This window comes from Desulfovibrio faecalis (assembly GCF_053570625.1).
Window position 1 is genome coordinate 2866854 of record NZ_JBRBQR010000001.1, and the last position, 26069, is coordinate 2892922.

General features: G+C 60.0%; 22 protein-coding genes and 1 tRNA gene. 17 read left to right on the forward strand and 6 right to left on the reverse strand.

Annotated elements, in window-relative coordinates; translation table 11 throughout:
* Nucleotides 1-18: 18 nt before the first annotated feature.
* A complete protein-coding gene (locus ACUZ79_RS12700; protein ID WP_449251811.1) occupies nucleotides 19-1920 on the reverse strand; it encodes a methyl-accepting chemotaxis protein in 1902 nt (633 codons plus the stop codon).
* A 593-nt stretch (nucleotides 1921-2513) separates the two neighbouring features.
* Between ACUZ79_RS12700 and ACUZ79_RS12705 the strand changes: the two genes are divergently transcribed.
* On the forward strand, nucleotides 2514-2948 hold the full coding sequence (locus ACUZ79_RS12705; protein WP_449251812.1) for a YqaA family protein: 435 nt from the start codon (nucleotides 2514-2516) through the stop codon (nucleotides 2946-2948).
* Nucleotides 2949-3158: 210 nt separating this feature from the next.
* Here ACUZ79_RS12705 and ACUZ79_RS12710 read toward each other — a convergent pair.
* A tRNA-Arg gene (locus tag ACUZ79_RS12710) sits at nucleotides 3159-3235 on the reverse strand.
* 215 nt (nucleotides 3236-3450) lie between these two features.
* Here ACUZ79_RS12710 and ACUZ79_RS12715 point away from each other — a divergent pair.
* The 3 genes from ACUZ79_RS12715 to ACUZ79_RS12725 all read left to right on the forward strand — a co-directional run bounded on the left by ACUZ79_RS12715 (nucleotide 3451) and on the right by ACUZ79_RS12725 (nucleotide 7720).
* A complete protein-coding gene (locus tag ACUZ79_RS12715; protein ID WP_449251813.1) occupies nucleotides 3451-4743 on the forward strand; it encodes a bifunctional folylpolyglutamate synthase/dihydrofolate synthase in 1293 nt (430 codons plus the stop codon).
* Nucleotides 4744-4858: 115 nt separating this feature from the next.
* The gene (selA, locus tag ACUZ79_RS12720) at nucleotides 4859-6295 is read left to right on the forward strand and encodes an L-seryl-tRNA(Sec) selenium transferase (RefSeq protein WP_449251814.1); all 1437 of its coding nucleotides are present in this window, start codon (nucleotides 4859-4861) and stop codon (nucleotides 6293-6295) included.
* 39 nt (nucleotides 6296-6334) lie between these two features.
* Entirely contained in the window at nucleotides 6335-7720 is a 1386-nt protein-coding gene (locus ACUZ79_RS12725) for an aminopeptidase (RefSeq protein ID WP_240825159.1), read from the forward strand.
* Nucleotides 7721-7866: 146 nt separating this feature from the next.
* Here the strand turns inward: ACUZ79_RS12725 and ACUZ79_RS12730 are convergent, their stop codons facing one another.
* The 3 genes from ACUZ79_RS12730 to ACUZ79_RS12740 form a co-directional block, all read right to left on the reverse strand.
* Nucleotides 7867-8625 carry a DNA alkylation repair protein gene (locus tag ACUZ79_RS12730; RefSeq protein WP_276612913.1) on the reverse strand — a complete coding sequence of 253 codons (759 nt, stop codon included), beginning with the start codon at nucleotides 8623-8625 and terminating at the stop codon, nucleotides 7867-7869.
* Nucleotides 8626-8867: 242 nt separating this feature from the next.
* Nucleotides 8868-9227, reverse strand: coding sequence for a helix-turn-helix domain-containing protein (locus tag ACUZ79_RS12735; RefSeq protein ID WP_240825162.1), 360 nt, complete (start codon nucleotides 9225-9227; stop codon nucleotides 8868-8870).
* Between the two features lie 752 nt (nucleotides 9228-9979).
* On the reverse strand, nucleotides 9980-11083 hold the full coding sequence (locus ACUZ79_RS12740; protein ID WP_240825164.1) for an MltA domain-containing protein: 1104 nt from the start codon (nucleotides 11081-11083) through the stop codon (nucleotides 9980-9982).
* A gap of 99 nt (nucleotides 11084-11182) precedes the next feature.
* Here ACUZ79_RS12740 and ACUZ79_RS12745 point away from each other — a divergent pair, with 99 nt between their 5' ends.
* Nucleotides 11183-11569 carry an acyl-CoA thioesterase gene (locus tag ACUZ79_RS12745; RefSeq protein ID WP_240825204.1) on the forward strand — a complete coding sequence of 129 codons (387 nt, stop codon included), beginning with the start codon at nucleotides 11183-11185 and terminating at the stop codon, nucleotides 11567-11569.
* A 114-nt stretch (nucleotides 11570-11683) separates the two neighbouring features.
* Here the strand turns inward: ACUZ79_RS12745 and ACUZ79_RS12750 are convergent, their stop codons facing one another.
* Entirely contained in the window at nucleotides 11684-12415 is a 732-nt protein-coding gene (locus ACUZ79_RS12750; RefSeq protein WP_449251815.1) for a hypothetical protein, read from the reverse strand.
* 223 nt (nucleotides 12416-12638) lie between these two features.
* Between ACUZ79_RS12750 and ACUZ79_RS12755 the strand changes: the two genes are divergently transcribed.
* The 12 genes from ACUZ79_RS12755 (at nucleotide 12639) to ACUZ79_RS12810 (ending at nucleotide 26043) form a co-directional block, all read left to right on the forward strand.
* Nucleotides 12639-14702: an elongation factor G gene (locus tag ACUZ79_RS12755; RefSeq protein ID WP_449251816.1), complete on the forward strand. Its 2064-nt coding sequence runs from the start codon at nucleotides 12639-12641 to the stop codon at nucleotides 14700-14702.
* A gap of 111 nt (nucleotides 14703-14813) precedes the next feature.
* Nucleotides 14814-15662 carry a 4'-phosphopantetheinyl transferase superfamily protein gene (locus ACUZ79_RS12760; protein WP_449251817.1) on the forward strand — a complete coding sequence of 283 codons (849 nt, stop codon included), beginning with the start codon at nucleotides 14814-14816 and terminating at the stop codon, nucleotides 15660-15662.
* A 55-nt stretch (nucleotides 15663-15717) separates the two neighbouring features.
* Nucleotides 15718-17025, forward strand: coding sequence for a tRNA (guanosine(37)-N1)-methyltransferase TrmD (gene trmD, locus ACUZ79_RS12765; RefSeq protein WP_324835481.1), 1308 nt, complete (start codon nucleotides 15718-15720; stop codon nucleotides 17023-17025).
* A 78-nt stretch (nucleotides 17026-17103) separates the two neighbouring features.
* Nucleotides 17104-17451, forward strand: a complete 348-nt coding sequence (rplS, locus tag ACUZ79_RS12770; protein WP_022658201.1) for a 50S ribosomal protein L19 — start codon at nucleotides 17104-17106, stop codon at nucleotides 17449-17451.
* Nucleotides 17452-17739: 288 nt separating this feature from the next.
* Nucleotides 17740-18513, forward strand: a complete 774-nt coding sequence (locus tag ACUZ79_RS12775; protein ID WP_240825173.1) for a ribonuclease HII — start codon at nucleotides 17740-17742, stop codon at nucleotides 18511-18513.
* A 62-nt stretch (nucleotides 18514-18575) separates the two neighbouring features.
* Nucleotides 18576-18965 carry a YraN family protein gene (locus tag ACUZ79_RS12780; protein ID WP_240825205.1) on the forward strand — a complete coding sequence of 130 codons (390 nt, stop codon included), beginning with the start codon at nucleotides 18576-18578 and terminating at the stop codon, nucleotides 18963-18965.
* Nucleotides 18907-19764 carry a 16S rRNA (cytidine(1402)-2'-O)-methyltransferase gene (gene rsmI / locus ACUZ79_RS12785; RefSeq protein ID WP_449251818.1) on the forward strand — a complete coding sequence of 286 codons (858 nt, stop codon included), beginning with the start codon at nucleotides 18907-18909 and terminating at the stop codon, nucleotides 19762-19764. Before ACUZ79_RS12780 ends, rsmI begins: the two co-directional genes overlap by 59 nt.
* A 180-nt stretch (nucleotides 19765-19944) precedes the next feature.
* On the forward strand, nucleotides 19945-20694 hold the full coding sequence (locus ACUZ79_RS12790; protein ID WP_240825175.1) for a PTS system mannose/fructose/sorbose family transporter subunit IID: 750 nt from the start codon (nucleotides 19945-19947) through the stop codon (nucleotides 20692-20694).
* 72 nt (nucleotides 20695-20766) lie between these two features.
* Nucleotides 20767-21057: an HPr family phosphocarrier protein gene (locus ACUZ79_RS12795; RefSeq protein WP_449251819.1), complete on the forward strand. Its 291-nt coding sequence runs from the start codon at nucleotides 20767-20769 to the stop codon at nucleotides 21055-21057.
* A 1-nt stretch (nucleotide 21058) separates the two neighbouring features.
* The gene (gene ptsP, locus ACUZ79_RS12800; protein ID WP_449251820.1) at nucleotides 21059-22831 is read left to right on the forward strand and encodes a phosphoenolpyruvate--protein phosphotransferase; all 1773 of its coding nucleotides are present in this window, start codon (nucleotides 21059-21061) and stop codon (nucleotides 22829-22831) included.
* Nucleotides 22828-23283: an SsrA-binding protein SmpB gene (gene smpB, locus ACUZ79_RS12805; protein ID WP_192113878.1), complete on the forward strand. Its 456-nt coding sequence runs from the start codon at nucleotides 22828-22830 to the stop codon at nucleotides 23281-23283. Before ptsP ends, smpB begins: the two co-directional genes overlap by 4 nt.
* A gap of 102 nt (nucleotides 23284-23385) precedes the next feature.
* Complete coding sequence (locus tag ACUZ79_RS12810; RefSeq protein ID WP_449251821.1) at nucleotides 23386-26043, forward strand: ComEC/Rec2 family competence protein; 2658 nt, start codon at nucleotides 23386-23388, stop codon at nucleotides 26041-26043.
* Nucleotides 26044-26069 lie beyond the last annotated feature (26 nt).

Consider the following 26069-nt stretch of genomic DNA (forward strand, 5'->3'; position numbering starts at 1 on the left):
TCTTAACAATGACGTTGTCTAGGACTTTTTCAGCTTATCCACGATACTGTTGAGGTCTCCAGCCATTTCAGCAAGCTGCTGAATAGCTGTTGCGGATTCCGCCTGCCCGCGTGTGGTCTCTGTGGTCAGACGGGAAACCTCATCAAGACTGCGGCTGATTTCTTCCGACGCGGAAGACTGTTCTTCTGCCGCTGTTGCTATGGATTGCGCCTGATCGGCATTTTCTTTGGCAAGCACCAGAATGGCATCCAAAACTTCGCCGGATTTGTGCGACAGGGAGGTTGTTTCCTCCACCACAAGGCTGGCCTTGTCCATGGAAGAGATGCTCTGCCTGGCGGCGGTTTGCATACCGGAGATATTCTCGCCCACCTGTTTGGTGGCACCTATGGTCTTTTCTGCCAGTTTGCGCACTTCATCTGCCACCACGGCAAAACCACGGCCAGCTTCGCCAGCCCGCGCCGCCTCAATGGCTGCATTGAGCGCCAACAGGTTGGTCTGGTCAGCGATATCGTTGATGACGTCCATGATAGCGCCAATGCTGTCGGCCTGTTTGCCAAGGGCTGTCAGGTCAACCTTCATGGCCTGCGTCTGTTCATGCACATGATTTACCGAGTTAATGACCTGCCGAACCAGAGTCGCGCCCTGCCCTGCCTCCTGCTGCGTTTTGACAGCATTGGAAGCAGCCTGACCGGAGTTGCGCGCCACCTCAACAATGGAGGCGGACATCTGCTCCATACCGGCAGAGGTGTCCGTCATGCGTTGCCGCTGGATTTCCGCAGCATGGGATATCTGCTCGGACTGTGCCGCCAGCTCTTCCGTGCTGGAGGCAATGCGCGCAACAACGCCTTCAATCTGGCCGGCAGCTTGCAAAATACCGCGCTGGGTGGCCAGCTCTGCTTCTTTGCGGGCTTCCTCCGCCTCGGCAACCGCTTTTTGCGCACGCTCGGCTTCGGAGAGGGCGTGCCGTTCCTTTTCTTCTGTCGTGCGGATCATATCTTTCAGCCGCGCAACCATGTTGCGCAGGGCATCGGCAAGCGTCCCCACTTCGTCTTTGCTCTTGATATCGAGGGTTTCATCAAGATTACCCTCGGCAACCGCTGCGGCAAAAACAACACCCTTGCCCAGCGGCTTGAAGATCAGCATGGATACCAGAAAATGCACCATCAGGGCAGAAAGCACCAGGGCGACAACGGCGGTTATGGCACTGGAGTGCAGATTGGCGGTGGAGTCACGCTGGATTTCCTCCAGCGGTTTGTACGTCCACACTTTCCAGCCAAGACCCGGAATAATGTACAGGCTCCCCTCAAACACCCTGTCTCTGCTGGTAAACTGGATGCGGCCGTTCTGCTGTAACCCGCTGTATTTTTTCATATCCGGGATAACTTCCCACAGGCTTTTGCCAATGCGTTTTTCATCCCTGTTGGCCATGATGTAGCCATCGGCCCGCGTCAGAAAAATATTGTCGAACTCAAGAACATGATTGGTAAAATTGGTTATGTCCGTCAGGCCCAGGTTGATGCAGAGCGTGCCCGCCATCTTGCCGTTATCTATCAAAGGCACGCCCACAGCCATAACAGTCGCGCCGATAGACGAAGTATAGGGGGTTGTTACAACCCTCTTTTCGCCATTAAACATGCGCACAAACCACTCGCGGCCAAGGCTCTTGGCGTTGAAATTATTGATCACGCCTTTGTTATTATGCGTTTCGCCGCTGTCAAAAGCATAATAGGCTTCAACAAGATTTACCTGTTTTAGCAATTGTACAAGAACATTACGCTTATATTCATACACTTCATCCGGGGATGCGCCCACAGGATTCGTCAGCATGCGCGAGCTCAGCTCAAGCACATTGAAATATACGTCCATCTTTTCTGAAACAGCCTTACCCACTGCCTGGGACATGGTATCAAGCTGCTCCATCTCAGAGTCGTATGACGAGGCACAGAAACTCCGATACGAGCTGTAGGCCATCGCGACGATGACCAGCGAAAAGAATGCTACTACGCTTAGGAGGATTTTATTTTTTGCACTCATTGCCACGTCACGTTCTCCTTATTGAGCATCAACTTATTTTCAACAAATCACTGCATAGTATCGAATGCTCGCTAAAATTCTTTAGAGTCAACCCATAAACACTATATAATTTTTTTATTCAGTCAATGCTGTTGCAAAAACACAGCAAAAATATCGCCAAATGTTGTATTTTTGCAACACAATGTTGCAAAGGTGCAACATGAAACAACGACAGATCTTCACATCAAATCCTCATAAAATAGCCATTTTTTACATGCACAATTAAAACATTTAATACAATCCCCCAGCATCAGCATATAAGAAAGAGGCATGGGATCAGAATCGCTATCAACGGCAGAAGAAATAATGATGAATGAGAAAAGACATCAGCTATTCATGGCAAGGATTCATGCTACTTGTGCGCTGCGCGGCACTTTTATATTGTGCGGTGCTGCCATGCCGCAGCGCACTCAATAAAGCCTTGCAAGCAGGATGCGGAAATGAGCGGGAGCGTACTTTGGGGATTATTTATTTCTGCATTTGTGGCAGCATCGATCTTTCCTGCGCAGTCAGAGCTTTTTCTGGCAGGAGCGCTGGCAAAAGACTACGCGCCACTGTGGGCAATGATCGCCGCCGCCAGCCTTGGCAACACACTAGGGTCTGCCACCAACTGGCTGCTCGGGCGGTTCTTCATCCATTATCAGGATCGCTCGTGGTTTCCCATAAAGCGCAGCAGCCTTGCCAGAGCCGAAGCGTGGTATGGCAAATACGGACGCTGGTCGCTGCTTCTGAGCTGGATGCCCATTGTGGGCGACCCCATCACGCTTGTGGCGGGAATTCTGCGCGAACCCTTTCCCTCATTTATCGCCATTGTGGCCGTGGCAAAAACAGCCCGCTACATTGTGGTTGCGCTGATCACCTTGCAGTTCACCTGAGGATGAAGAATAGTGGATTGAAGCAGGCCGAGCTAAACAGAATTGTTGTGCCAATGCGTGCGCCAATCAGTGCCAACCGCCCCGCGATCATGTAAAACAGGCAGGGGGGGTGACAGGTGGATGACTGACGGGCAACCAGACAGAAATTTTTGCCCCAAAAACAAAAAGGATGTCACATGAAAGAACCATGTAACATCCTGATTTATTTATTGGCGCGCCCGAGAGGAATCGAACCCCTGACCAAGAACTTAGAAGGTTCCTGCTCTATCCAACTGAGCTACGGGCGCACATGGCAAGGGCGCAGTGCCCAGCCGTGTGGCGGCCAATATAGTGATAGCGCCCCACTGCGTCAAGCGTTCCCGCGCATTCTGGCGTACATGCCTCCGCAACGGGGTTTATATTGCGGCTTGCACGTTTTTTTACGCACGACGGGCAAAGGTTGCGCAGGTTTTGCACGTGCGCGCCCGCTGACAGACAGCGCGCTTTGCGCTACCATATAGAAATGAGCAACACGTTCAGCACTCCCGCAGATATCCAGCGCCATCTGGACAGCCTGGGGCTTTTTCATATGGATATGGGCCTGGGCCGCATGCGCCGGGCTCTTGCCGCCCTTGACCTGACACGCCCGCCCTTTGTGGTGGCTCAGGTGCTCGGCACCAACGGCAAGGGATCAACATCGTCCTTTCTTGCTTCCCTTGCGCTTGCTCACGGCTGCCGGGTGGGCCTCTACACCTCGCCGCACTTTGTCAGCCCCACTGAGCGCATCCGCATTGGCGGGCCCAATGATGCCGCCTGTGCCCCCTGGCCTGCGGATGACTGGGTTGAGCCAGCCAATCAGGTCATGACTGCCGCGCCCGATCTGACCTACTTTGAATTTCTTACAGTACTGGCCCTGCTGGGTTTTGCGCACAAGGGCGTGGAGCTTGCCGTGCTTGAGGCTGGCCTTGGCGGCAAACACGACGCCACAACCGCCGTTGCCGCCGACCTCATGTGCTATGCGCCCATCGCCCTTGACCACAAGGACATCCTTGGCCCCACCCTTGTCGACATTGCGACAGACAAGGCCGCAGCCATACGTAGCGCCGCGCCCGTGTGCAGCGTCGCGCAGTTTCCCGAAGCCGCAAAAATCCTTGAACGCGAGGCCCGCAGCCACAACGCGCCCTTCATCAGGGCTTGCCCGGTTGCCGCAGATACCAGCCTTGGCCTCAGCGGCCCTCACCAACGCGCCAACGCAGGCCTGGCCCTCACAGCATGGCGCGAGCTTGCCCCCATGCTGGGCAAAAATACGGACGACACGACGGCGCAGGCTCAAGGGCTGGCGCAAGCTTTTATGCCGGGTCGCTTGCAGCGGGTGCCGGGTACAGATCAGTATCCTCCGCTGCTGCTTGACGGCGCCCACAATCCGCACGGCATGGCCGCGCTTATCAAGGCCCTGCGCGCCGAAGGCCTGCAACCCGCCGGAGCGGTGTTTTCCTGCCTTGCAGACAAAGACTGGCTGCCCGCCGCCCAGATGCTCAAGCACTATCTGGGCGAAGCCCCCATGTTTGTGGTTACGCTGGGCAACCACCGGGCCGCAGCAGCGCAAGACATAGCCGCCGCCTGCAACGCCCTGCCCCCGGCCACGGCGCAGGCCTTGCCCGAAGGCCCACAGGGATTGGCAAAGGCTCTTGAACTGGCACGCGCCCTGCCCGCCGCCACCGAGGCCCGCCCGGTGCTCATGACAGGTTCGCTGTACCTGCTTTCGGAATTTTTTACGCAGCACCCCCAATGGCTGCTGCAAGCGCAGCTTCACTAAGCGCAGACAAACCCTCCGCAGTCATGGCTTACGGCGCAGCATGGCAGACAAAGCCCAAGCCGCCGTGCTCGCGTATTTTTCATTTTTTGCGGTTAACGCAGTATAAAGGACGCCCATGCAAAATCTTTTTCGCGCCATTCCCGCCGTAGACGCCAGCATTGCCGCGCTGCACCGCGCGGATGCCGCACTGGGCGACAGCCAGCAAACGCCGCACGCGCTGCTGCGCGATCTTGTGGTCGCCTATTGGGATATTCGGCGGGATGACATCCGCGCCGGGCGCTGCACCACCCCCGAAGACCTGCACCTTGAACGCCATCTGCCAGGCCTGCTGGCCTTTGTGCAGCGCGGGCTGCGGCCCCGTTTCCGGTCGGCGCTCAACGCCACGGGCGTTGTGGTGCATACCAACATGGGGCGCTCCGTACTGGCCGAAGAAGCCCGAGAAGCCGTGCTGCGGGCAGCTACCGGCTACTGCAATCTGGAACTGAATCTTGCCACAGGTGGCCGGGGCAGCCGTCACGCACTGGTGGAAGAACTCATTTGCCGCGTCACCGGGGCCGAGGCGGCCCTTGTGGTCAATAACAATGCCGCCGCCGTGCTGCTGGTGCTCGACACCTTCTGCAAGGGCGGCGAGGTTATTGTTTCACGCGGCGAGCTGGTGGAAATAGGCGGCAGCTTCCGCATTCCTGAAGTAATGGAAAAAAGCGGGGCCACCCTGCGCGAGGTGGGGGCCACCAACCGCACACACCTTCGCGATTACCGCGCCGCCATCAACGAAAACACGCGCGCGCTCATGCGCGTACACACGTCCAACTACCGGATTGTGGGCTTTCATGCCGCCGTGGCCCTGCCCGAGCTGGCGGAACTGGCTCGCGAGCACAACCTGCCGCTCATTGAAGACCTCGGCAGCGGCAGTCTTATGGATTTTTCTTCCTGCGGCCTTCCCAACGAACCCACCGTGCCGGAAGTACTCTCGCAGGGCGCGGATATCGCGACTTTTTCGGGTGACAAGGTGCTTGGCGGCCCTCAGGCTGGCATCATCACCGGGCGCAAGAGCATGGTGGAAAAACTCAAAAGCAATCCGCTCACACGGGCGCTGCGCTGCGACAAGCTGTGCCTCTCCGCTCTTGAGGCCACCCTGCGCCTGTACCTTGACCCGGAAAAAGCCCGCAAAAGCGTACCGACCCTGCGCATGATAACCTGCCCCCCCGATGAACTTGCCAAGGCAGCCCGCAATCTGGCAAACCGCCTGCGCAAGGGGCTTAATGCAGACAGCACCCTGTGCGAGGTAGGCTTGCGCGAGGATGTGTCGCGCGTGGGCGGCGGCGCGTTTCCGCAATACGACCTGCCCACGACCCTTGTACGGCTCAGGCCCACCGCATGCAGCCCCACGGCCCTCAAGGCTGCCCTGCTTGAGACGGTTCCCCCGCTCATTGGGCGGCTGGAAGGCGATGCCTTCTGCCTTGACCCGCGCACACTTGATGTCAAAGAATACCCCGAGGTACTACGCGTTCTGCGTCAGGCGCTGAACGCTGCAAACCCTCAACAGGCATAATACGCGCAACCCATTGCGTGAGATAAAAGGAACAGCATCATGGAAAAGAATCTTGCCTACAAGCCCAAAAGCATCTGGGACAACGCCGACGCCAAAACCCGCAAGGAAATGGAAGCTCTGGCCCAGCGCTATATCGACTTTATCACCCACTGCAAGACAGAGCGCGAAACAGTGGAATACGTGCGCCAGCGCCTTGCCGAGCATGGTTACGCGGAAGATTTCAGCGGCGACCGCGTTATGCGTTCCCTGCGCGGCAAGGCCATTTTTGCGGCCCGCAAGGGTGCACTGCCCCTGAGCCAGGGGCTTTCGCTGCTGGCGGCCCACGCCGACACCCCCCGCCTTGATTTCAAGCAGCGCCCGCTCATCGAACAGCCCGGCGTTGCTCAGGCAAAAACCCACTACTACGGCGGTATCCGCAAATATCAGTGGCTGGCGCGGCCCCTGGCCCTGCACGGCGTTATCGTGCGTGAAAATGGCGAAACCCTGACCGTAACCATCGGCGAAAAACCCGGCGAACCCGTGTTCTGCATTGCCGACCTTTTGCCCCATCTGGCCCAGAAGCAGGTTACGCAGCCGGTCAGCGAAGCCTTTGAGGCCGAAAAACTCAATATCATTCTGGCCCACAGCACGCCCAAGGCTGGCAAATCCGGCAAGGACGATGCGCCCAAAGACCCCATCAAAACCCAGCTGCTCGAACTGCTGCACAAAAAATACGGCATCTGCGAAGAAGACCTCATCACTGCCGAGCTTCAGGCTGTGCCCGCTGGCCCGGCCCGCTTTGTGGGCTTTGACAAGGCAATGATCGGCGGCTATGGGCAGGACGACCGCATCTGCGTGTTTACCGCGCTGGAGGCCCTGCTTGAGGCCGAAGCCACAGGCCGCAGCATGGCTGTTATTTTCTGGGACAAAGAGGAAATCGGCTCGGACGGCGCATCTGGCGCAGCCTCGCGCTTTATGCAGTATTGCGTGGAAGACCTCACCCGCGCGTGGGAAAAGGACGTCCCGCCCTCGCATGTGCTGCTTGAGACCCGCGCCCTTTCTGCCGACGTTTCCGCAGCGCTGGATCCCGATTATCAGGATGTGCACGAAAAACAGAACGCCGCCCTGCTGGGCTACGGCCCGGTATTTTCCAAGTTTACCGGCTCGCGCGGCAAGTACGGGGCCAGCGAGGCCGACGCCGAATTTTTCGGCGCGCTGCGTGGGCTTTTCAATGGCAAGGGCATCGCATGGCAGACTGCGGAACTTGGCAAGGTCGACCTTGGCGGCGGTGGCACCGTGGCGCTGTTCCTTGCGGCCTACGGCATGCAGGTTATTGACCTTGGCCCTGCCATCCTGTCCATGCACAGCCCCTTTGAACTGGCAAGCAGCGCAGACCTCTTCGCCACCAAGCAGGCCTTCCGCGCATTTCTGGAAGCCCAGTTATAGCACGCAAGCCCGCGCAGCGGACAACTACGCAACAGGTGATTTGCGTTCTGTCTGCAAAGCTGCATAGATAACAGACTGCCCTTGCGGGCTGACGAAAATCAGCCAGCCCGCAAGGGCAGTTTCTGTATGGCGTTTACGGATACGCTCTATTTTTTATGCAGGCTGCGAAGCGCTCTTTTGCAGATGCGCGCGGTCGCCTTACCCGGATTTTGTGCGAGCCACGCATCGCAGAGCTCGCTCACCCACTGTGGTTGTGATTTGGCGGCATCGTTAAGCCAGTTGCCCACGCTGTCCTGCACATAGGTGGAGGGGTCAGCCTGCAAGGGGTCAAGAACAGGCAAGCCCAGCGCCGGATTCTCCTTGAGGATATTCAGGTGGGCACACCACACGCCGCGCGGGCGGGTGCTTTCGCTGGCAAAACGGCGCACCCTTTCCGATGGGTCGGCGGTCCAGCCTGCGAGGTGGCTTAGGGCGCGTTCCGGCTGCTTTGCCAGATGAGGTCGCACAGCCATCCATGCCCATTCACGCACGCCAAAATGTGCATCATCCGCAAAGGGACGCACGGCTTCCAGCAGATCTTCCAGCGGCTCCGCCGGAGAATGCAGGGTATGCTCGTGCGCCAGAGCATAACATATCCAACCCCGAACAGTATCCGACCTGTGCACGGCAAACCTTGCCAATCCCTGCGCGCCCACGGCCCGGTGCACCAGCTCGCCAGCCAGCAGCATGCGCTTTGAAATCCCAAGGGATGCGGCAGCGCGCATTTCGCCCAGCAATGAGACATCAACCTGCGGCAAGGCAACAGCCATCAGGGCGGCAAAATCCACCGCCAGCCCCTCTGCCAGATTTTTAGAAGCGTCCTGCCCGCTGTTGAGCTGGACCAGACGCGTGGAAGAAATGGTCATGGCACTCCCGGCGACACCAATGCTCACGGTATGCAAAGACCTGCGTCAAACTGGCGCAGGTCTTTGCAAATCAAAACTATCCCCACAAAAGTCAAATGCACGATGCAGCTCTGTTGCCCCAAACACATGCGGACAAAAAAATAACTGGCCTTGACCCGACATGCACAGGGCTGCTTCAATTTGGGGCAGGCCCTGCCCCACTCATCGAACAATTCCCCTGCGGGAGCGTCAGCCTCACCGCCCTACGCGCTGCGCCCCATACCCTCAGCCCGTGTAACCAGCTTGCCGATGTCCGAAACAATATGTTGCAGCGGGCACTTGTCGGGCGTTCTAGCATAAATGCTGCACACGGCTCCCCTGTCTTCATCGTAGGGAAGCAAAAACTTCGGGCCAACGCCTTTCTGAACCCATTCAGGGTTGATGCCCTTTTTCTTCAGCAGGCTGAGCAGCCACTTGGAAGGGATGGCCAGCCGCTTTTTGGAATCAGAAATGCAAGATTGGGAAACATCAAAAAACTGTGCAAGTTCCTGTTGGGTTCTGCATTGGGTGACATTCTTGATGCGGTCCATAATGGCCATGTACTCAAATACCTTTCCACTCATTGGAAGAGCCTCCTCTGTACGCTAGGCGTGCAAAATGCCCGGAATTATCAACGTCTTGAAACGAAGGAACCGGGTGCGGCGAGCGGATGCTCTGATGCGCGTTTATTGTGTTGGCCTGGATATGGCAAACCCATAAAAACGGACGCGAGGATGCTTTTCTGAAAGGGAGCGGTCTGGACAGTGGAAGAGGCCAACTGATGCTGCACAAAGGATAGTGCAGCAGCCGGGAGAACTGGCATAGACTCCGTGCAGCCATCACAGTTGCCTAAAAAGCCGTGACAATACGCCAACGCTTCGTAGCCCTGCAGGTCGCAACCGGGTTTTGGTGAGGCAGAAATAAATTTTCAGCCCCAAGGGGAGAGTAGGGGGAACCCACAAGCTGTTCCCGTACACGTTGAGCCAAACCAGCGGAAGGAAATTATCGCAACTCTGGAGAGACTGCCGGTGTACGCTTAAAAAATACTCACAACATGAGATAAGTCAAGGAGTTTAATTATCAGATATGCGTGTTTTTGGCCGCGTAGGGGGCTGAAGTGTCCGCCAATCAGACAAGGCTGCGTGTAAAATTAATAAGATATGAAAGAAAAATATCTGATAGCAGAACAATAAAAAAAATACACGGTTTCAAAAATAACCGTGAAAACCAGAGAGGCCGAAGCAGCTTTCAACCGCTTCGGCCCCATATGCTTCTGAATTTTCAACCAAGACCGTCAGCATTGCTGCCGGCGGCAAAAACGGCCTATTGCCCAACCCTAGCGCACCAGCAGTACCCAGGCAGGCCCCTTGGCGTCCAGATGGCTTGCCACGTAGTTGGCGCGCTGGTCGCCACCGCAGAAAATATCTATGCGGTTACGCTTGATGGCTCCACCCACGTCCTGGGCAAGACCGATGCCGCGCAGGGGCATCTTGCCCTTGGTTTCATCCGGGATATTGACGCCGTAGGCCACTATGGAGCCGAGCGGAATAAAGCCGCGATCCGTTGCGAGCGTCAGCCAGTCGTCCACCTGGTAGCCCATGGCTCCCGTGGGGCCGCGCATGCCGTATTTAAAGAAGACATAGCTCGGGTTATCATTGAGAATTTCGCGTACGCGGCCCGGATTGTTTTTGAACCACTCGCGCTGTTCAAAAATATCGCCGCGCCTGAGCAGGCCTTTTTCGCGCATGATGCGGCCGGAGCTTTTGTATTTGTGCCCGTTCTGGCCCGCGTAGTTGACATAGGCCTGAGTGCCGTCGTCAAAGATCAGGCGGCCAGACCCCTGAATTTCAAGAAAAAACACGTCAACAGGGTCTGCGGCCCAGGCCAGTTCCAGCCCCTTGCCCGCCAGCACCTGCTTTTCTTCGATGGTGCGGCGGTCATAGTACTGTCCACGCTTGGCAATGACCTTGTTCAGATCCGGGGGCAGGCCATAGATAGCCTGGGTGTACCCAGGCTTGCGGGTGCGGCTGGCAGGGACGGCAGGCTCGTAGTAACCGGAGTAGTTGATGCCGCCCGTCACTTCCGCCCAGCGGAAGTTTGCCAGCAGCAGTTCCGGTTCCTTGTCCAGCCGGGGCAATAGTTCCTGCAAACGCTCAAGCGTGCGCGACAGGTCGCCCCACGTCACGGTCAGGCCGGGGCGCTGCACAGCGATGGCGTCCTTGGGCTTGCTGTTGACGTAACGCAACGACTTACGCACACTGGGGGCCATATCCTTCCAGCTTGTCAGATCCTGACTGGCAGGAATAAGATTGCTCACAAAAAATTCCGGGCTTTCAAACCCCACCGGTGGCAGGGTTCTTTCCACCACTGGCGGCGGAGCCTGCTTGGCGCAGGCAAACAAAGCCATTGTAGCCGCCAGCAGAAGCAACAGGCGCAACATGCCGCCTGCACGGTTTGCAAATCCGCTGCAAAAACGCCCGGAAAACGCGTAACAAGGAGCCGTTTCGTGCATGACCAATTTCCCACCCCTGATATTTGGATGCCGCACCGCGTGTCGTATGGCGAAACAGACACGATGGGCGTGCTTTATTATGCGGAATATCTGCATCTCTTCGAGCGGGCGCGCAGCGAATACATTCGCCGTTGCGGCATGAGCTATGCGGAAGTTGAAAAGAAAGGCCTTATCCTGCCTGTGCGCGAGGCCCAGTGCCGTTACCGCTCGTCCGCCCGCTATGATGATCTTGTACTTGTGCGCGCGGGCATTGCCGAATGGGCGCGCGCATCCCTGCGCTTTGTATATGAGATACGGAACGAGGACAAGACGAGACTTCTGGCCACGGGTATGACCCAGCACGCGCTGGTCAATCACGAAGGTCGCCCTGTTCCTGTGCCGGACTGGTTCCGTAATCTCACCTTTACAGTGTAACCGCCAGCCCTCTGCCTTGCCTGCGAAGATGCCGAGCCACGCTACCGCACGGATGGCGGTTCGACCTGCCGCCGCAATTACTTGCGGCGGCAGAAAAATATTTTTTCTAATACGTTAACGGTGTCTGCTCCCGGTGGGGCCGGGGTTGGCCCGCAGCTGCTTGCGCGCGGCACGGGCGTCTTCCAACCGTCGCAGCCTTTCGAGGCGGCCCTCTTCCTCATCGTGTCGCACCACGGGCAGGCGCTTCTGCCGCACGGGCCGCGCGCTGCTGAAACGCCGCGCAAGATGTGGGAACTCCGGGGGCACATCGGCTGCGGGGTCCCCAAGGGGGCAATACGGCGCACTGGTGATCTCCCCTCCGCCAAGGTACATGGCAAGCCTGGCGCTGAGCGCGCGCATGAGCGGCACAAGGTCCGTATACTCCTCGTTCAGGCCCAAACCGTTAAGGTGCCACCGCCCATGCCCGTGGACAACCTTGCGCACCCCTTTAAGCTCCCGTTCGCGCATGCTCAGGCTGATGCGCACCTCGCCCTCGGGCAAGTGCAACACAAGGGCCTCGCCCTGCGCTTCGCCCAGCCCTCTGGCTACAGACTCAAGCCACATGCCGGGCGGATTGCCAGCCAGCCGCAAAAGGTCTTCCAGCCCGGCGCGGGCTACGCGCAGGTGTTCGCTGGAAGCCATATTTTTTTGATCTTCCTGAATTTTTTCTTCCATCTGGCGAATGCGCTCAAGGCATTGGGCGCGCTCGTCCTCAAGCGTGGTCAAACCCCGCTTCATCAGCCGCACGCAAAAAACCACAGCCGCCAAAAAAACCGCACCAGCGCCGGCCCATTCCCATAGCGCCATGGTCGCTCCCTCCGCCTGCTCCAATATATATCCGAATAACTGTCACAGTGGCGGCCTCTGCTGTCAAGCGTTAAGCCTTACATTAAAAGTCGCGGCCTCTTTCCTTTTTTGCGACAAGCCTGTAACGTGGGAACCAATAGCAGATGGAAGACTTGTTCCTTTCCCTAGTTTCGTTCACCAGGCCGCCAAGGGCGCGCCATATCGCTTACGAAGGGAGAAAACCATGCCTACTCCACTGGAAATGCAACGCACGTTCGCCATCGTCGGAACCGGCGGTTGCGGCAAAACATCCCTGGCAGAGATGCTTCTCTACAAGGCCGGGGCGGTGAATCGCCTGGGGGCTGTAGAAGACGGCACCACATGCCTTGACTACGAACCAGAAGAAACCCGCCGACGCGGCTCCGTTCAACCCTCCTGCGCCACATATCTCTGGAATAAAAACCGCCATTTCCTTCTGGATATCCCTGGTGATGGCAACTTTACAGGCGACATGGAATGCCTGCTCAAAGGCGTGGACAGCGTTGTTTTTGTGCTGGACGCTGTGGACGGTGTGCGCCCCCTTGCCAAAAAGTTCTGGAATCTGGTCCGCGCAGCCGGATTGCCTTCCATTATTGTGGTCAACAAGGTTGACCGCGACCGCGCCGATTTTCAGATGGCCCTTGACGGGCTCTCGGGCCTGAACGTCAAGCCCGTTGTGCTGCAATTGCCCATTCGCCAGGGCGAATCCTTTGTGGGTGTTGCCGATGTGCTGACGGGCAAGGCCCGTATGTTTGGCGAAAACGGCGCCGCAGCAGAGGCTGAAATCCCCGCTGCCCTGGCTGACGATGTCAGCCTGCTGCGCGATGTGACCGTGGAAAATATCGCCGAGAGCGATGAGCAGCTCATGGAAAAATATCTGGAAGAAGGCATTCTTTCAGAAGATGACCTCAAAACCGGCCTGCGTGCGGGCGTGCTCAAGGGTGAGCTTACGCCGGTGCTGGCCTGCTCGGCCCTTGAAAACAAGGGCGGCGAATCCGTGCTGACCGCCATTGAAGCCCTGCTGCCCTCGCCCCTTGATCGCCCGCCCTTTCCGGGCCGCGATGGCGCAGAACGCGCCGCTGACCCGAATGGGCCGGTGGCCTGCTTTGTTTTCAAAACCCTGGCCGATCCTTTTTCGGGGCAGCTTTCCCTTCTGCGGATTCTTTCCGGCACCATCAACGGTGACGCCACGCTGAAAAACTCCCGCACGGAAGAAAACGAACGCCTCGGCAACCTGCTGTACATTCAGGGCAAAACGCAGACCCCCTGCAAGGAACCCATTGGCCCCGGCGCCATCGTGGCCGTTGCCAAGCTCAAAAACACCCGCACGGGCGACACCCTCTGTGATGAAAAGGCCCCCTTTGCCCTGCCCATGCCCGCCCTGCCCCCGCAGCTCATCACCTATGCCCTCGCCCCCAAGGAAAAAGGCGAGGAAGACAAGGTCTACGCAGCCATGCAGCGGCTGCTTGATGAAGACATCACCCTGCGTCTGGGGCGCGATGAAGAAACCGGCGACATCCTGCTTTCCGGCATGGGGCAGTTGCATATCGAGCTTTCGGTCGAAAAGGCCAAACGCCGCTTCAAGGTGGATATCATCCTCAAAACGCCCAAGGTTCCCTACCGCGAAACCGTGCGCGGCAAATGCCAGGTGCAGGGCCGTCACAAAAAACAGTCCGGCGGGCGTGGGCAGTTTGGCGACTGCTGGATCGAGATGGAAGGCCTGCCGCGCGGTTCCGGCTATGTGTTTGAAGACGCCATCGTGGGCGGCGTTATCCCCCGCCAGTATGTTCCCGCCATCGACAAGGGCGTTCAGGAAGCCGCAGCGCGCGGATTTCTGGCTGGATGTCAGGTGGTGGACTTCCGCGTCAAGGTCTACGATGGCAGCTACCACACGGTAGACTCGTCAGAAATGGCCTTCAAGGTGGCTGGCTCCATTGCTTTCAAAAAGGCCATGGAAGGCCTCAAGCCCGTGCTGCTTGAACCCATTGTGTTGCTTACCGTTTCCGTGCCCGATGAAAGCATGGGCGATGTCATCGGCGACCTTTCCTCCCGCCGGGGCAAGGTGCTGGGTTCTGATTCGCAGGGCGGCAGCACGGAAATCAAGGCCCATGTGCCCATGAGCGAAGTGCTGCGCTACGCGCCCGACCTGCGCTCCATGACCGGCGGGCAGGGATTTTTCACCATGGAATTTGCCCATTATGAAGAAGCTCCGCAACCCGTGGCGGAAAAGGTCATTGCCGAGCACCAGAAGCACAAGGCTGCCGAATAACAACGGAGGTGGGGCAGACCACCTCTTCCCCTTATAGATGACAAACCGGCTGTTTTCTGTAAAACAGCCGGTTTGCGCGTCCTTGCCGCAAGCAACAGAATACGGAAGATCATGGAACGCACGCTCACAATACTCTGCACCCCCCTGCCCGCTGGCTCCAGTAAAGAGCTGGAAGTCTGGCGCTGTGCCCTTGAAGCGATGCTGGAACCATGGCTGGACGACAGGCAGCTTGCCCATGTGCGCCGCTTTGGCCGCTCGCCCAATGGGCAGACCGAGGCGGGGGAGGCACAGCAGGACCTACTGCGGGCGGCTCTGTCGCGCCTGCTCGCGCGCGCCCAACTGGTGACGCATACCGCACAGCAGGCCAAGGCAGCAGATTCATCCCCCGCAGGGCCGCTGTCGCAACTGGGCATGGATACTCAGGGGCGCCCCCTGTTCCCCGGTTGGCATGCGGCCTTCAGCCACAGCGGTGAGGCGGCCTTTTGCGCCCTTTGCCCTGCGCCAGCAGATACCGCCGTTGCCCCTCATGTCATACCCCCTCACGCGCTGGATGCGGAGTCGTTGCTTTCACCGCCGCCAGCCCCCAATGCCTTTGCTCCGGCAGAACTGGCCCGGCGCGAAGCCCAGCGCGAGGCCAGCCTTTCGCCGCAGAGCATCAACCGCGAGGCCTTGCGCCGCTGGACAATCAAGGAGGCCCTGCTCAAGGCATCCGGTCTGGGGCTGGGCATGGATCCCGCCAGGGTTCCCACAGGAAGCTTCGGGCAAAGGGCCGGGATTTGGCACGGGCCACTAGGCATATTTTACTGGCGCAGTCTGCCCCATCCCGGGCACTGGCTTTGTCTGGCACAACAGATGAGCGCCAAAACAGACTCCCTGCCAGAATTTTTTCGTCCACAGGTGCTCCTTCAGAGTCCGTCCACCCTGCTGCGCGCCCTTTCAGCCTTATCCCCACCCGCCTGAGCGCCCGAGCAGACATTTTCTTGCAAGGCAAACGTTTTTACGGCACTCTCCGCCCATGCCGCGTTTTCACCTTGTCACGCTTTTTCCCGAATTTTTCGAATCGCCCCTGTCCACCGCCCTCATGGGCCGTGCGCGGGAGGCTGGCATTGTGGAATGCAGCCTTCATGATCCCCGGCAGTTCAGCACCGACAAACACCGCCACGTGGACGACCGCCCCTACGGCGGCGGCCCCGGTATGGTCATGCAGGGCGAGCCGCTGGCCCGCGCCCTGCGCTCCATTGAGCGGCCCGGCCGCATGCTGTTCATGGCCCCCGGCGGACGCCCCCTGACGCAGGACATGGTGCGCGACCTTGCGCGCGAGGAAGACCTGACCATTGTTTGCGGCAGGTATGAGGGCATTGACGCGCGGCTGTTGCAGCTTTTTCCGCTTGAACCAGTGAGCGTGGGCGATATAGTGCTCAACGGCGGCGAAAGCGCGGCTCTTTCCGTACTGGAAGCCGTGGCCCGCCTCATGCCCGGCTTTATGGGCAAGGAAGAATCCGGCGACGACGAAAGTTTTTCTCACGGATTGCTGGAATATCCGCACTACACGCGGCCAGAATCACTGGAAGGCCTGTCGGTTCCCGAGGTGCTGCAAAGCGGCGACCATGCCCGCATCGCCCAATGGCGCAGGCAGGAATCCGTGCGCGCCACATTGCGCATGCGCCCGGAAATGCTGAATGAAGCGCCGCTCTATCGCGAAGATGTGCAGACGTTGGCTGAAACCCCGCGTGACAGGCCCGGACGCAACCTTTCGTTCTGCCTTGTTCACTACCCGGTTTCCCTTGGGCCAAAAAAAATCGGCGCTTCCTCTTTGACAAATCTGGACATACACGATATAGCCCGAATTTCCCGCAGCTATGCGATGGGTTCCTTTTATCCGGTGACCCCTCTTCGCGACCAGTTGCGGGTGCTGGAAGAAATTTTGCGTCACTGGACGCGGGGGCCGGGCGGTACAGGAAACGCCGACCGCGCTCAGGCCCTCGGCCTGGTGCAACCCGCGACTTCGCTTGAAGAAGCGGTGGCGCATATGACCGCGCAGCATGGAACGCGACCCAGACTGGTGGCTAGTTCTGCCGTCTGGCCTGCCAAGGGCAAGGCATCCCAACCGGGGCGCATGCCCATGACTCCGCGTGACGTGCGGCGCTGGTGCGACCAGGGGCCGGTTATGCTCTGCCTGGGCACGGCGCAAGGGCTTGCGCCGGAGGTCCTCGAACAGTGCGAAGGCACTCTGAGGCCGGTGCGTTTTTTGGGCTACAACCATCTTTCGGTGCGCAGCGCGGCCGCCATTCTGGCCGACAGGATATTAGGCGACTACTACTGACGCAACACGGCGGCCTGAGCGCATCGGCGCCGCTTTGCAACGACGCAACAATCCGCCCGGATTTGCAAGGAGTTCACGATGGACATCATCAGGAAAATTGAACTGGAAAACCAGCGCATGGATCTTCCCGCGTTTCGCTCCGGCGACACGGTGAAAGTGCACCTGCGCATTGTGGAAGGCGAAAAAGAACGTATCCAGGTCTTCCAGGGTAACGTTATCCGCATCAAGCGCGGCACCACCAGCGCCACCTTTACGGTGCGCAAGGTCTCCGACGGCGTGGGCGTGGAACGTATTTTCCCGCTCAACTCGCCCTTCATCGACCGCGTTGAGCTGATCACGCAGGGCCGCGTGCGCCGCAGCCGCCTGTACTACCTGCGTGCCCTCAAGGGCAAAGCCGCGCGCATCAAGCCGCGTGGTCGCTTCTGATCCATTTTTAGGCATCAGAATCGCAGCGAGCGTTTTTACGGCGCGCCAGGGCATGCAGGCAACTGCAAAATCCCTGGCGCGCTGTTCGCGCGTCTTTAGAACAGTTAGCGCTTGAAGTGCTCGCTTACGGCAGACAGAGCCTGCCTGCTCGTATTTTGCGGCGAGGATTTTCAGAAAAATTCTTGCGGAGCAGCCAACTCATTTCATGCGTAAACGGCTCTAGACTGACACGCTGACCATCACGCATTGACCATGGGGTCGCGGCCCTTGCTGCGCAGCGGAGAGATCATGGGCAGAAAAGCATTGAGCCGTACGGCAAAGCCGCGCAACCAGCAGACACAGGCGAGCCTTGTCCAGCTGGTGAGTACCTTGAGCGCCCCGCTGCCCCTGGATGATTCTCCCCTCTTGCAGGCAAACAGCCAGGCCGTCCCGCAATTTTTTACCGCTGGCATAGATGAAGCCGGTCGCGGTTGTCTGGCCGGGCCTGTAGTAGCTGCTGCGGTCATATTGCCGGAATGCTACGACCTGCCGGGCCTCAACGATTCCAAGGCATGCAGCGCCAAAACCCGCGAAATGCTCGCCCCGCGCATACGCCAGTGCGCGGTGGCATGGGGTCTGGGTGTGGTGTGGCCCGCCCGGATTGACGCCATCAATATTTTACAGGCAACTTTTGAAGCCATGAGCAGGGCCGTGCGCTGCCTGCGCTGCGCCCCGGCGCATTTGCTCATTGACGGCAACAAAACTGTTCCCGGCGAGGTTTTTGCCTTCCACTGGCGCAAGGGGCATACAGCCCCCCTGCCCTCGCAGCGCAGTATTATTGGCGGCGACGCCAGCGAACCTGCCATTTCCGCCGCGTCCATCCTTGCCAAAACATACAGGGACAAGCTCATGACCCGGCTGGAAAAACGCTGGCCCGGCTATGGCTTTGAAGCGCACAAGGGCTATGGCACAGAGGATCATTACGAAGCCCTGCGCCGCCTTGGGCCCTGCCCGCAGCACCGCCTGACCTTTCGGGGCGTTTTGCCCGAAAAGCCAAGCCCCCAGCAGGGCAGCCTGTTGTGACGCCGCGCTGGCTGCAAACGCTTTTTGGCGGCAAGGATGAAACAGCCGCCGCCCCGGCCCATCTGAACCTTGGGCGCAAAGGCGAGGAAGCCGCCCGCAAGCTGCTGCAACGCAGCGGCATGGAACTGCTGGCCTGCAACTGGCGCAGCGGCAGGCTTGAACTCGATATTGTCTGCCGCGATGGCGACACCGTTGTTTTTGTCGAAGTAAAAACCCGCAGCGGTTCAACCTACGGCGGCCCCGCCGCCGCACTGACCCCTGCCAAGCAGCGTACCCTGTGCCGGGCGGCCAGGGCGTGGCTTGCGGCCCACGATGCATGGAGCAGCCCCTGCCGGTTTGATGTGGTCTGCGTTGTGCGCGAGGGCGATACCCTGCACCTGGAGCACTGCCGCCATGCCTTTGAATGCGAACCGTCTGTGGATAGTGGCAACGCCACTTGGCAACCCTGGTGATCTTTCGCCTCGTGCGCGCGAGGTGCTGGCAAGCGCCGATCTTGTGCTGGCCGAGGATACCCGCCGCACTGCCCGCCTGTTGCGCGACTGCGGCATTGAAGCCCGCCGCCTGCTGAGTTTTTACGATCACAACGAGGCCGAACGGCAGGAAGGCGTATTGCGCATGCTGCGCGAAGGCCAGACTGTTGCCCTTGTTTCCGATGCCGGAACGCCGCTCTTGGCAGACCCCGGCTACCGTCTGGTGCGGGCCTGCCGCAAGGAAGGTCTTGCCGTATCCCCGCTGCCGGGGCCTTCGGCTCCTGTGACGGCCCTTTCCGCCGCTGGCATTCCCCCGCTGCCGCATAGTTTTTTGGGATTTCTGCCGCGCGATGCCGCAGGACGCGACGCCCTTTTTGTCGCCTTTGCCCATGTGCCGGGCGCGCTCATTTTTTTTGAGCGCAAGGATCGTCTCAAGGAAAGCCTCGCTCAGGCCGCGCGCATTCTTGGCCCCCGCGAGGTGGCCGTGTGCCGGGAATTGACCAAGGAACACGAGGAATTTATAATAGGGCGATTGGAAGACAGCGACCTGCTGCCCGATGAACTGCTGGGCGAAATCACCGTGGTTGTCGGCCCGCCGGAACAGGCGGAGCGAACCCCAAGGGAAGATGTGCTGCTGCTGGCCCAAGAGGAACTTGCCCAGGGCGGCAAGCCCCGTCAGGTTGCCCGCAGGGTGCAGGACGCCGTGCGCGGCTGGTCGGGCAAGGAAATATACGCCTTGCTGACAGGCACGGAACAGGCGGAGGCGGAGCCGGAAGCTTAGGGACTGTTCGCTCTGTGGCTCTTTGCTCTCTGCAAGACGGGCTTTGCATCAGGCCAGCAGTTGCGCACGCTGCGGAATCAGCTTGCCGTAGCAGATCGTGACCGAGTGTTCATAAGGCGGCGCTTTCCTTTTGGACGCGCCCTCGCCGCAACTGCCAAACCGGCATGCCACGGGGTTGCCATGTATCCCACACGCGTTGTACTTGCCTGCCTGGCACGCACAGGCTGCATCAATGCAGCCATGACCGCCCGGGGGATGCAGCAGATAGGCCTGGCCTACGTGCTGGAGCCTGCCCTGCGTGAGCTGTATCCCGAGCCGCAGGCATTTGCCCGCGCCATGAGCCGTTATGCGGGGCACAGCAACACCCACCCCTTCATGATTCCCCTTTTTGTGGGCATCCTGCTCTCGCTTGAGCAGGCCATTGCCAAGGGGACGCTCCCGGAAGGCGCGCTGAATTCCGTGCGCGAAACACTGGCCACAACCCTTTCCGCCCTGGGCGACTCATTTTTCAGCGGCACATTGCTGCCCCTGTGGTCGCTGCTCAGCATCAGCCTGCTCTTGGCTGGCTTTACCAACGTGGCCATGCTGCTGGCGGTGATCCTGTTTGGTTCCCTGCTGTTGTTCAGATCCATCTGTTTTGTTTCCGGCCTGCGATACGGGCTGACCACGCTCGCCCGCCTGCGCAAGCTCAACCTCATCAACTGGGTGGACAGGCTCAAGATGGTCAATGCGGCTCTGGCCGCGCTGGTTATCTGGCACCTGCCCATCAGCACCATGAAGCCCTTTCCCTGGACAGCCTACGCCATGGGCGCAGCAGCGGTGCTTGCCGCCGCATGGCTCGTGGGACGGATGCGCCTGCCAAGGCTGCTGCTGTGGGTTGTGACAACAGGAGCCCTTATTCTCGTGGACTTGGGCTTCATAGGCATGTAGAATATACGTGTTTTTCGGTAGTGGACACGCTTTGTCCCCCTTTGGCCGATAAAACGCTCATAAGGTAGGATGATGGAAGAAGTCATAGAACAAACGCCGCGAGGGCTGGCGCTACGGGTATGCATCGGCCTGCGCAACGGCCTGCACGCCCGGCCGGCGGCCCGGCTGGCGCAAGAGGCACAGCGCTATGCCTCGGATATACTGCTTGTCAGCGACACCGGCGAGGTAGACGCCAAAAGCATGCTCGACATACTTTCTCTTGCGCCCCCCGCCAATGCGGAACTGACCCTGGTGGCTCAGGGTGACGATGCCCGCGAGGCCCTTTGCGGCCTGGCCCAATTTTTAACAAATCTACAGGACTGACATGGCCCGCGCGGTACTTTTCGGCACACCTGTTTCGCCTGGCATAGCCATAGGCAGGGTGCGCTTCATGCACAAGGCACGGCAGGATGACGAACGCCGCATCTCTGCCGCCGAAGTGGCTGCGGAGCAGGAGACCCTGCGCGTCGCCGCTGAAAGCGTGCGCGCCTCGTTGGCCGCCACCATGGAAAATGTGCCGGAAGACCTGTCGGAATACCGCGACGTCATTGCCGCCCAGATGGAAATGGCCCGCGACCCCAAGCTGCTTAAAGCTGCGCTGGCCCGCATAGAAAGCAACCTTGTGTGCGCCTCGTGGGCGCTCAAACTCACGGTGGATGAACTGTGCGCGCTGTTCAGAAGCATGGACGACGCCTACCTGCGCGACCGAGCTCAGGATATCCGCGCCGTGGGCCTGCGCCTGCGCGAGCATCTGGCGGCGGATCCGGCCCATAAGGGCGAAGATGAAACCCCCGGCGTGCTTGTGGCCGAAGACCTCTCCCCCGCCGATGTCATGGAACTCAACCTCGACCGTGTGCTGGGGATTCTGACCGCAGAAGGCGGCCCCACCTCCCACACGGCCATTTTGTCGCGCGGGCTGCACATTCCCTGCCTTGCGGGCGTTACCGGGCTTATGGACATTGCCCGCGAAAACGAGACCCTGGTAGTGGACGGACTCGGCGGCAGCGTGCTGCTGAGCCCCGATGAGGCTGACGAGGCCCGCTTTGCGGCCCGGCGCGAGGAATATACGGCGTGGGAAGACCTCACGCTCAAATCTGCCCGCTGGCCTGCCGAAATGTGCGATGGCGTGCGTGTGGAAGTGCAGGCCAATCTTGAAGGCACCAATGAGCTGTCTGCTCTTGCCCAGTGCGGAGCCGACGGCGTGGGCCTTTACCGCACCGAATTCGCCTATTTTACCGACCGCCTGCCGTCGGAAGAAGACCTGCTGGCAGAATACGCGGCAGTGGCCCAGCGGGCCGCGCCGGACCGTGTGGTTTTTCGCACGCTTGATGTGGGCGCGGACAAAATGCTCCACGCCCAGGCAGTGCTCAAGGAGCCAAACCCGGCGCTGGGGTTGCGCGGCATTCGCTTTTGCCTGCGTCATCAGGGCATTTTTCGCACACAGTTACGGGCGCTCATGCGCGCCGGGGCCATGGGCAACGTAGCCATCATGCTGCCCATGATTTCCTGCCTGGATGAAGTGCAGCAGGTGCGCCGCATCATGCAGGAGCTGCATCAGGAGCTTGCAGCGCAAAACCTGCCCCACGCCCCCCTGCTGCCCCTTGGCGTCATGGTTGAAACCCCGGCTGCGGCCCTTATTTGCGACGCCCTGGCGCGGGAATGCGACTTTTTCAGCATCGGCACCAATGACCTTATCCACTACATAATGGGCATTGACCGCAACAACCGCCATGTGGCCTACCTCAACGAGCCGCTGCATCCGGCTATCGTGCGCTCGCTCAAGCACATCATTGACGCCGCCCACCGCGAGGGCATAGGTGTTTCCGTCTGCGGCGAGCTTGCTTCTGACCCCTTTGGCCTTGCCCTGCTGCTGGGCATGGGCGTGGACACTGTGTCCGCCGCCCCCCGATTTGTACCGGGCATGAAGCACCTTATACGCCAGTTCAACGCCCAGACCTGCATGGATCTGGCCAACAGCGTGCTGCTCAGCACGGATGTGGCCGCCTCCAAACGCATGGTGCGCGAAGCGTTGCAACAGTCACTGGGACAGGAACTGGCCTTTCACACCACAAGCCTTTTCACATACAGTCACCCATGAGCCAGAAAACACCCCCATCCACTGTGGCCCTGAATAAAAAGGCCCGCCACCTCTATGAACTTTCCGAGTTCACCGAGGCGGGCATTGTACTGACCGGCCCGGAAGTCAAAAGCATCCGCGCGGGCAAGGTCAACTTTATTGATAGCTATGTAGACTTTCGCCAGGGAGAAGCCTGGCTTGTTTCGCTGCACATCGCGCCCTACGCCAACGCGGGCTATGTGTCGCAGGAGCCGGACCGCGCGCGCAAACTGCTGCTGCACGAGCGGGAAATTTCCAAATTCGCAGGGCTGGTGGCCCAGCAGGGCCTGACGGTTGTGCCCGTGCGCCTCTACTTCAAGAGGGGTAAGATCAAGGTAGAAATTGCTCTCGGCAAGGGCAAAAAACTGCACGACCACCGCGAAACACTCAAACGCAGGGCAGAAGAACGGGATATGGCCCGGGAGCTGTCCTAGCCTCCTGCTGTTCAAAAGGGCGCTCTTGCTGCAAGGGCGCTCTTTTTTTACGCGCACTGCTCCGCCGCAACCGCGCGGTACATCTCTTCTACAAGGTTCGTCATGCGGCACCCTCCATTGCAAGCCCCCCTGCTCTGGCAGACGTATCTGGGCTTCTGGATAGCGGGCATTACCGCAGCACCCTGGCCCCTGCCCTCGCTTTGCTGTGCCTTGCTGCTGTTTTTTGCGGATGCCCGCCTGTGGCGCGCCGCACGCACGGCTCTTGCCGCCTTGTGCCTGCTGGCGGGATTTCTGACCGGATACTGGCAACTCTATGGCTGCCCGTGGCCAGCGCTGCTCGCAACAGAAGAGCAGACAAGGCAAACGGGCCAGCCGCCGCGAGTGTGCGGCATTGTACGCGATATGCAGGGCCTCCCCGACAACCGCCTGCGCCTGCTGCTGAGCGATGTGCGCCCGACGTATGCAGACAGCAAGGATGGCCTGCCCTCTGCCTCTAATGCTGCCGCAATACCGCCAGACGCCGCAAATTCAACTGTTCGCCCCCTGCCCGGCAAACTGGCCTGGACATGGGAAGCCCCCACAGCCGCCATTGCCCTTTCTCCTCCGCTCCCCGGTCAGACAGTCTGCCTGACGCGGCGGCCCATGCCCGCACAGGGCTTTGCCAATGAAGGTCAGACTGACTGGGGCCTGTGGCTGGCTGCTCAAGGCGTGCGCTGGCGCATGTGGACTCTGGGCAATCAGGGGGAGCCGCGCATTTCCGGCCAGCCGACCCTTTCCGCCCGCTGGCGCGAATCATTGCGGCAGGATTTTGTGGGCGCGCTGTTTCCGGCTCAGGAGGCTGCACAAACCCATGCGGGAGGGGCAGACGAAACCATAGCTGCTGGCGCTTCCGCTCCGCCATCCCACAACCAGCTCGCGCAAGGCAAGCTCACGCAGGGCAAGGCCATTTTGCTGGCCCTGCTCTTTGGCGACAGGCAATACCTGAACCAGCAGACATTGAACAATTTTGCCTCGGCCACGCTGGTGCACAGTCTCGCCCTTTCCGGCCAGCACCTCACCGTGGCGGGCCTTGTGGGCCTGCTCTGCGTGCTTGCCGCCGCGCGGGTTCGCCCCGGCATCTATCTGTGCCGCCCCCGCGCCGTATGGGCGCTGCTGGCAACACTGCCGCCAGCATTGGCCTATCTGTGGCTGGGCGATGCCCCGGCGTCATTGCTGCGGGCCGCCGTCATGCTGCTGCTTCTTGCCGTCTATTTTTTGCGCGGGCGGCCCCACACAACGCTTGATGTACTCTGCGCCGCCCTGCTCTGCATCAGCGTGGCTTCCCCGCTGAGCATGCTGGATACAGGCCTGCAACTTTCCGTGCTGTGCGTGGCGGTCATCGGCGTGAGCCTGCCCTGGCTGCGGGTACTGGCTCCGGAGCCGGATCCGGCTGCACTGAAACGGCGGAACGGAGGTTTTGGCGGGCATGTGAATCAGAGGCTCAGACGGGGAGCATGGGCATTAACGCGGATCTTTCTGGTTTCCCTGGGCATCCAGATTGCCCTGCTGCCTCTGAACATGCTGCTGTTCAACAATATGGGGCACTGGTTCTGGCTCAATGTACTCTGGCTTCCCGTGGCCGACATGCTGGTGTTGCCCGCCTCGGTGCTCGGCCTGCTCCTGTCCGCTCTGGGCCTTGACCTTGCGGCGCGGGCAGTGCTGGACATGGCGGCTCTGCCCTGCCAATGGATTACAGACTGCCTTGCGTGGCTGGCTGGCGCGAACCTGTTGCAGCCCCCGGCCCTGCTGCGCCCGCACTGGACAGCCCTGCCAGCTTTTGCGGCCTTGCTTGGGGCGCTTGCGCTGAAGGCGGGACGCGCAGACCTGCCCCGCGCGGCGCAACGTCTGCTGCTGGCCGGGGCGCTGCTGTTATGCGTTGGCCCGGCCCTGCGCACCGCAGAGCGCCTGTCAGACCATGTTCGCCTTGATGTGTTGGATGTGGGCCAGAGTCAGGCCCTGCTGCTGCGTCTACCGGGGCATGTGCGTCTGCTGCTGGACGGCGGGGGCAGCGCCTCGCCGCGTTTTGATCCGGGGCAGGCGCTGGTGGCCCCGGCCCTGACCTACAATGACGCGCCGCATCTGGCCGCTGTGCTCAACACCCACCCCGACCTTGACCACATGGGCGGCTTGCTGCACATACTGCGCGTTTTTCGTGTGGATCACCTGCTGGATAACGGGCGCGAAGGCAAGGGCAGCTGGGGCGAACAGTGGCGCGCGGCGCGCACGGTCCACCACAGCCGCGCCCTTGTGCGTGGGGATGTTCTGACGCTGGGTAAACCGTCTCTGGGTCTGCGCCTGGAAGTTCTGCACCCGCCAATAGGCGAATGGGATGCATGGCAAGGCAATGATGCCTCGGTGGTGGCCCGGTTGACCCAGCATGGCCGTGGTCTGGCCCTGTTTCTGGGCGATGCGGAACGCCCGGTGCTGCGCCGCCTGCTGGATAACGGAGATGACCTGCGGGCCGAGGTCGTTGTTGCGCCGCACCACGGCTCCGCCACAGGGTTTCTGCCGGAATTTTATGCAGCTGCGCAGCCCGACCTTGTGGTCGCCTCGTGCGGATTTGAAAACCGCTACGGCTACCCTTCGCAACCGCTGCGCGAGTGGTGCGCTGCCGCGAACGCCCCGCTCTATTACACAGGGCGTGACGGCGCTGTGCGGATTATCTGGCCCGCGCGCGGCGGCAGCCTTGGCCCGCCAGCCGTTCATTCCGCGCGGCCCTGAACGCATACACCCCGGCGGCCTTTGCG

Bases quoted from the DNA above. Each gene is read 5' to 3' on its own strand.
- ACUZ79_RS12700 (WP_449251811.1), bottom strand. From the start codon at position 1,920: ATGGAGCAGCTTGATACCATGTCCCAGGCAGTGGGTAAGGCTGTTTCA.
- ACUZ79_RS12705 (WP_449251812.1), top strand. From the start codon at position 2,514: ATGAGCGGGAGCGTACTTTGGGGATTATTTATTTCTGCATTTGTGGCA.
- ACUZ79_RS12715 (WP_449251813.1), top strand. From the start codon at position 3,451: ATGAGCAACACGTTCAGCACTCCCGCAGATATCCAGCGCCATCTGGAC.
- selA (WP_449251814.1), top strand. From the start codon at position 4,859: ATGCAAAATCTTTTTCGCGCCATTCCCGCCGTAGACGCCAGCATTGCC.
- ACUZ79_RS12725 (WP_240825159.1), top strand. From the start codon at position 6,335: ATGGAAAAGAATCTTGCCTACAAGCCCAAAAGCATCTGGGACAACGCC.
- ACUZ79_RS12730 (WP_276612913.1), bottom strand. From the start codon at position 8,625: ATGACCATTTCTTCCACGCGTCTGGTCCAGCTCAACAGCGGGCAGGAC.
- ACUZ79_RS12735 (WP_240825162.1), bottom strand. From the start codon at position 9,227: ATGAGTGGAAAGGTATTTGAGTACATGGCCATTATGGACCGCATCAAG.
- ACUZ79_RS12740 (WP_240825164.1), bottom strand. From the start codon at position 11,083: ATGTTGCGCCTGTTGCTTCTGCTGGCGGCTACAATGGCTTTGTTTGCC.
- ACUZ79_RS12745 (WP_240825204.1), top strand. From the start codon at position 11,183: ATGCCGCACCGCGTGTCGTATGGCGAAACAGACACGATGGGCGTGCTT.
- ACUZ79_RS12750 (WP_449251815.1), bottom strand. From the start codon at position 12,415: ATGGCGCTATGGGAATGGGCCGGCGCTGGTGCGGTTTTTTTGGCGGCT.
- ACUZ79_RS12755 (WP_449251816.1), top strand. From the start codon at position 12,639: ATGCCTACTCCACTGGAAATGCAACGCACGTTCGCCATCGTCGGAACC.
- ACUZ79_RS12760 (WP_449251817.1), top strand. From the start codon at position 14,814: ATGGAACGCACGCTCACAATACTCTGCACCCCCCTGCCCGCTGGCTCC.
- trmD (WP_324835481.1), top strand. From the start codon at position 15,718: ATGCCGCGTTTTCACCTTGTCACGCTTTTTCCCGAATTTTTCGAATCG.
- rplS (WP_022658201.1), top strand. From the start codon at position 17,104: ATGGACATCATCAGGAAAATTGAACTGGAAAACCAGCGCATGGATCTT.
- ACUZ79_RS12775 (WP_240825173.1), top strand. From the start codon at position 17,740: ATGGGCAGAAAAGCATTGAGCCGTACGGCAAAGCCGCGCAACCAGCAG.
- rsmI (WP_449251818.1), top strand. From the start codon at position 18,907: ATGCCTTTGAATGCGAACCGTCTGTGGATAGTGGCAACGCCACTTGGC.
- ACUZ79_RS12790 (WP_240825175.1), top strand. From the start codon at position 19,945: ATGTATCCCACACGCGTTGTACTTGCCTGCCTGGCACGCACAGGCTGC.
- ACUZ79_RS12795 (WP_449251819.1), top strand. From the start codon at position 20,767: ATGGAAGAAGTCATAGAACAAACGCCGCGAGGGCTGGCGCTACGGGTA.
- ptsP (WP_449251820.1), top strand. From the start codon at position 21,059: ATGGCCCGCGCGGTACTTTTCGGCACACCTGTTTCGCCTGGCATAGCC.
- smpB (WP_192113878.1), top strand. From the start codon at position 22,828: ATGAGCCAGAAAACACCCCCATCCACTGTGGCCCTGAATAAAAAGGCC.
- ACUZ79_RS12810 (WP_449251821.1), top strand. From the start codon at position 23,386: ATGCGGCACCCTCCATTGCAAGCCCCCCTGCTCTGGCAGACGTATCTG.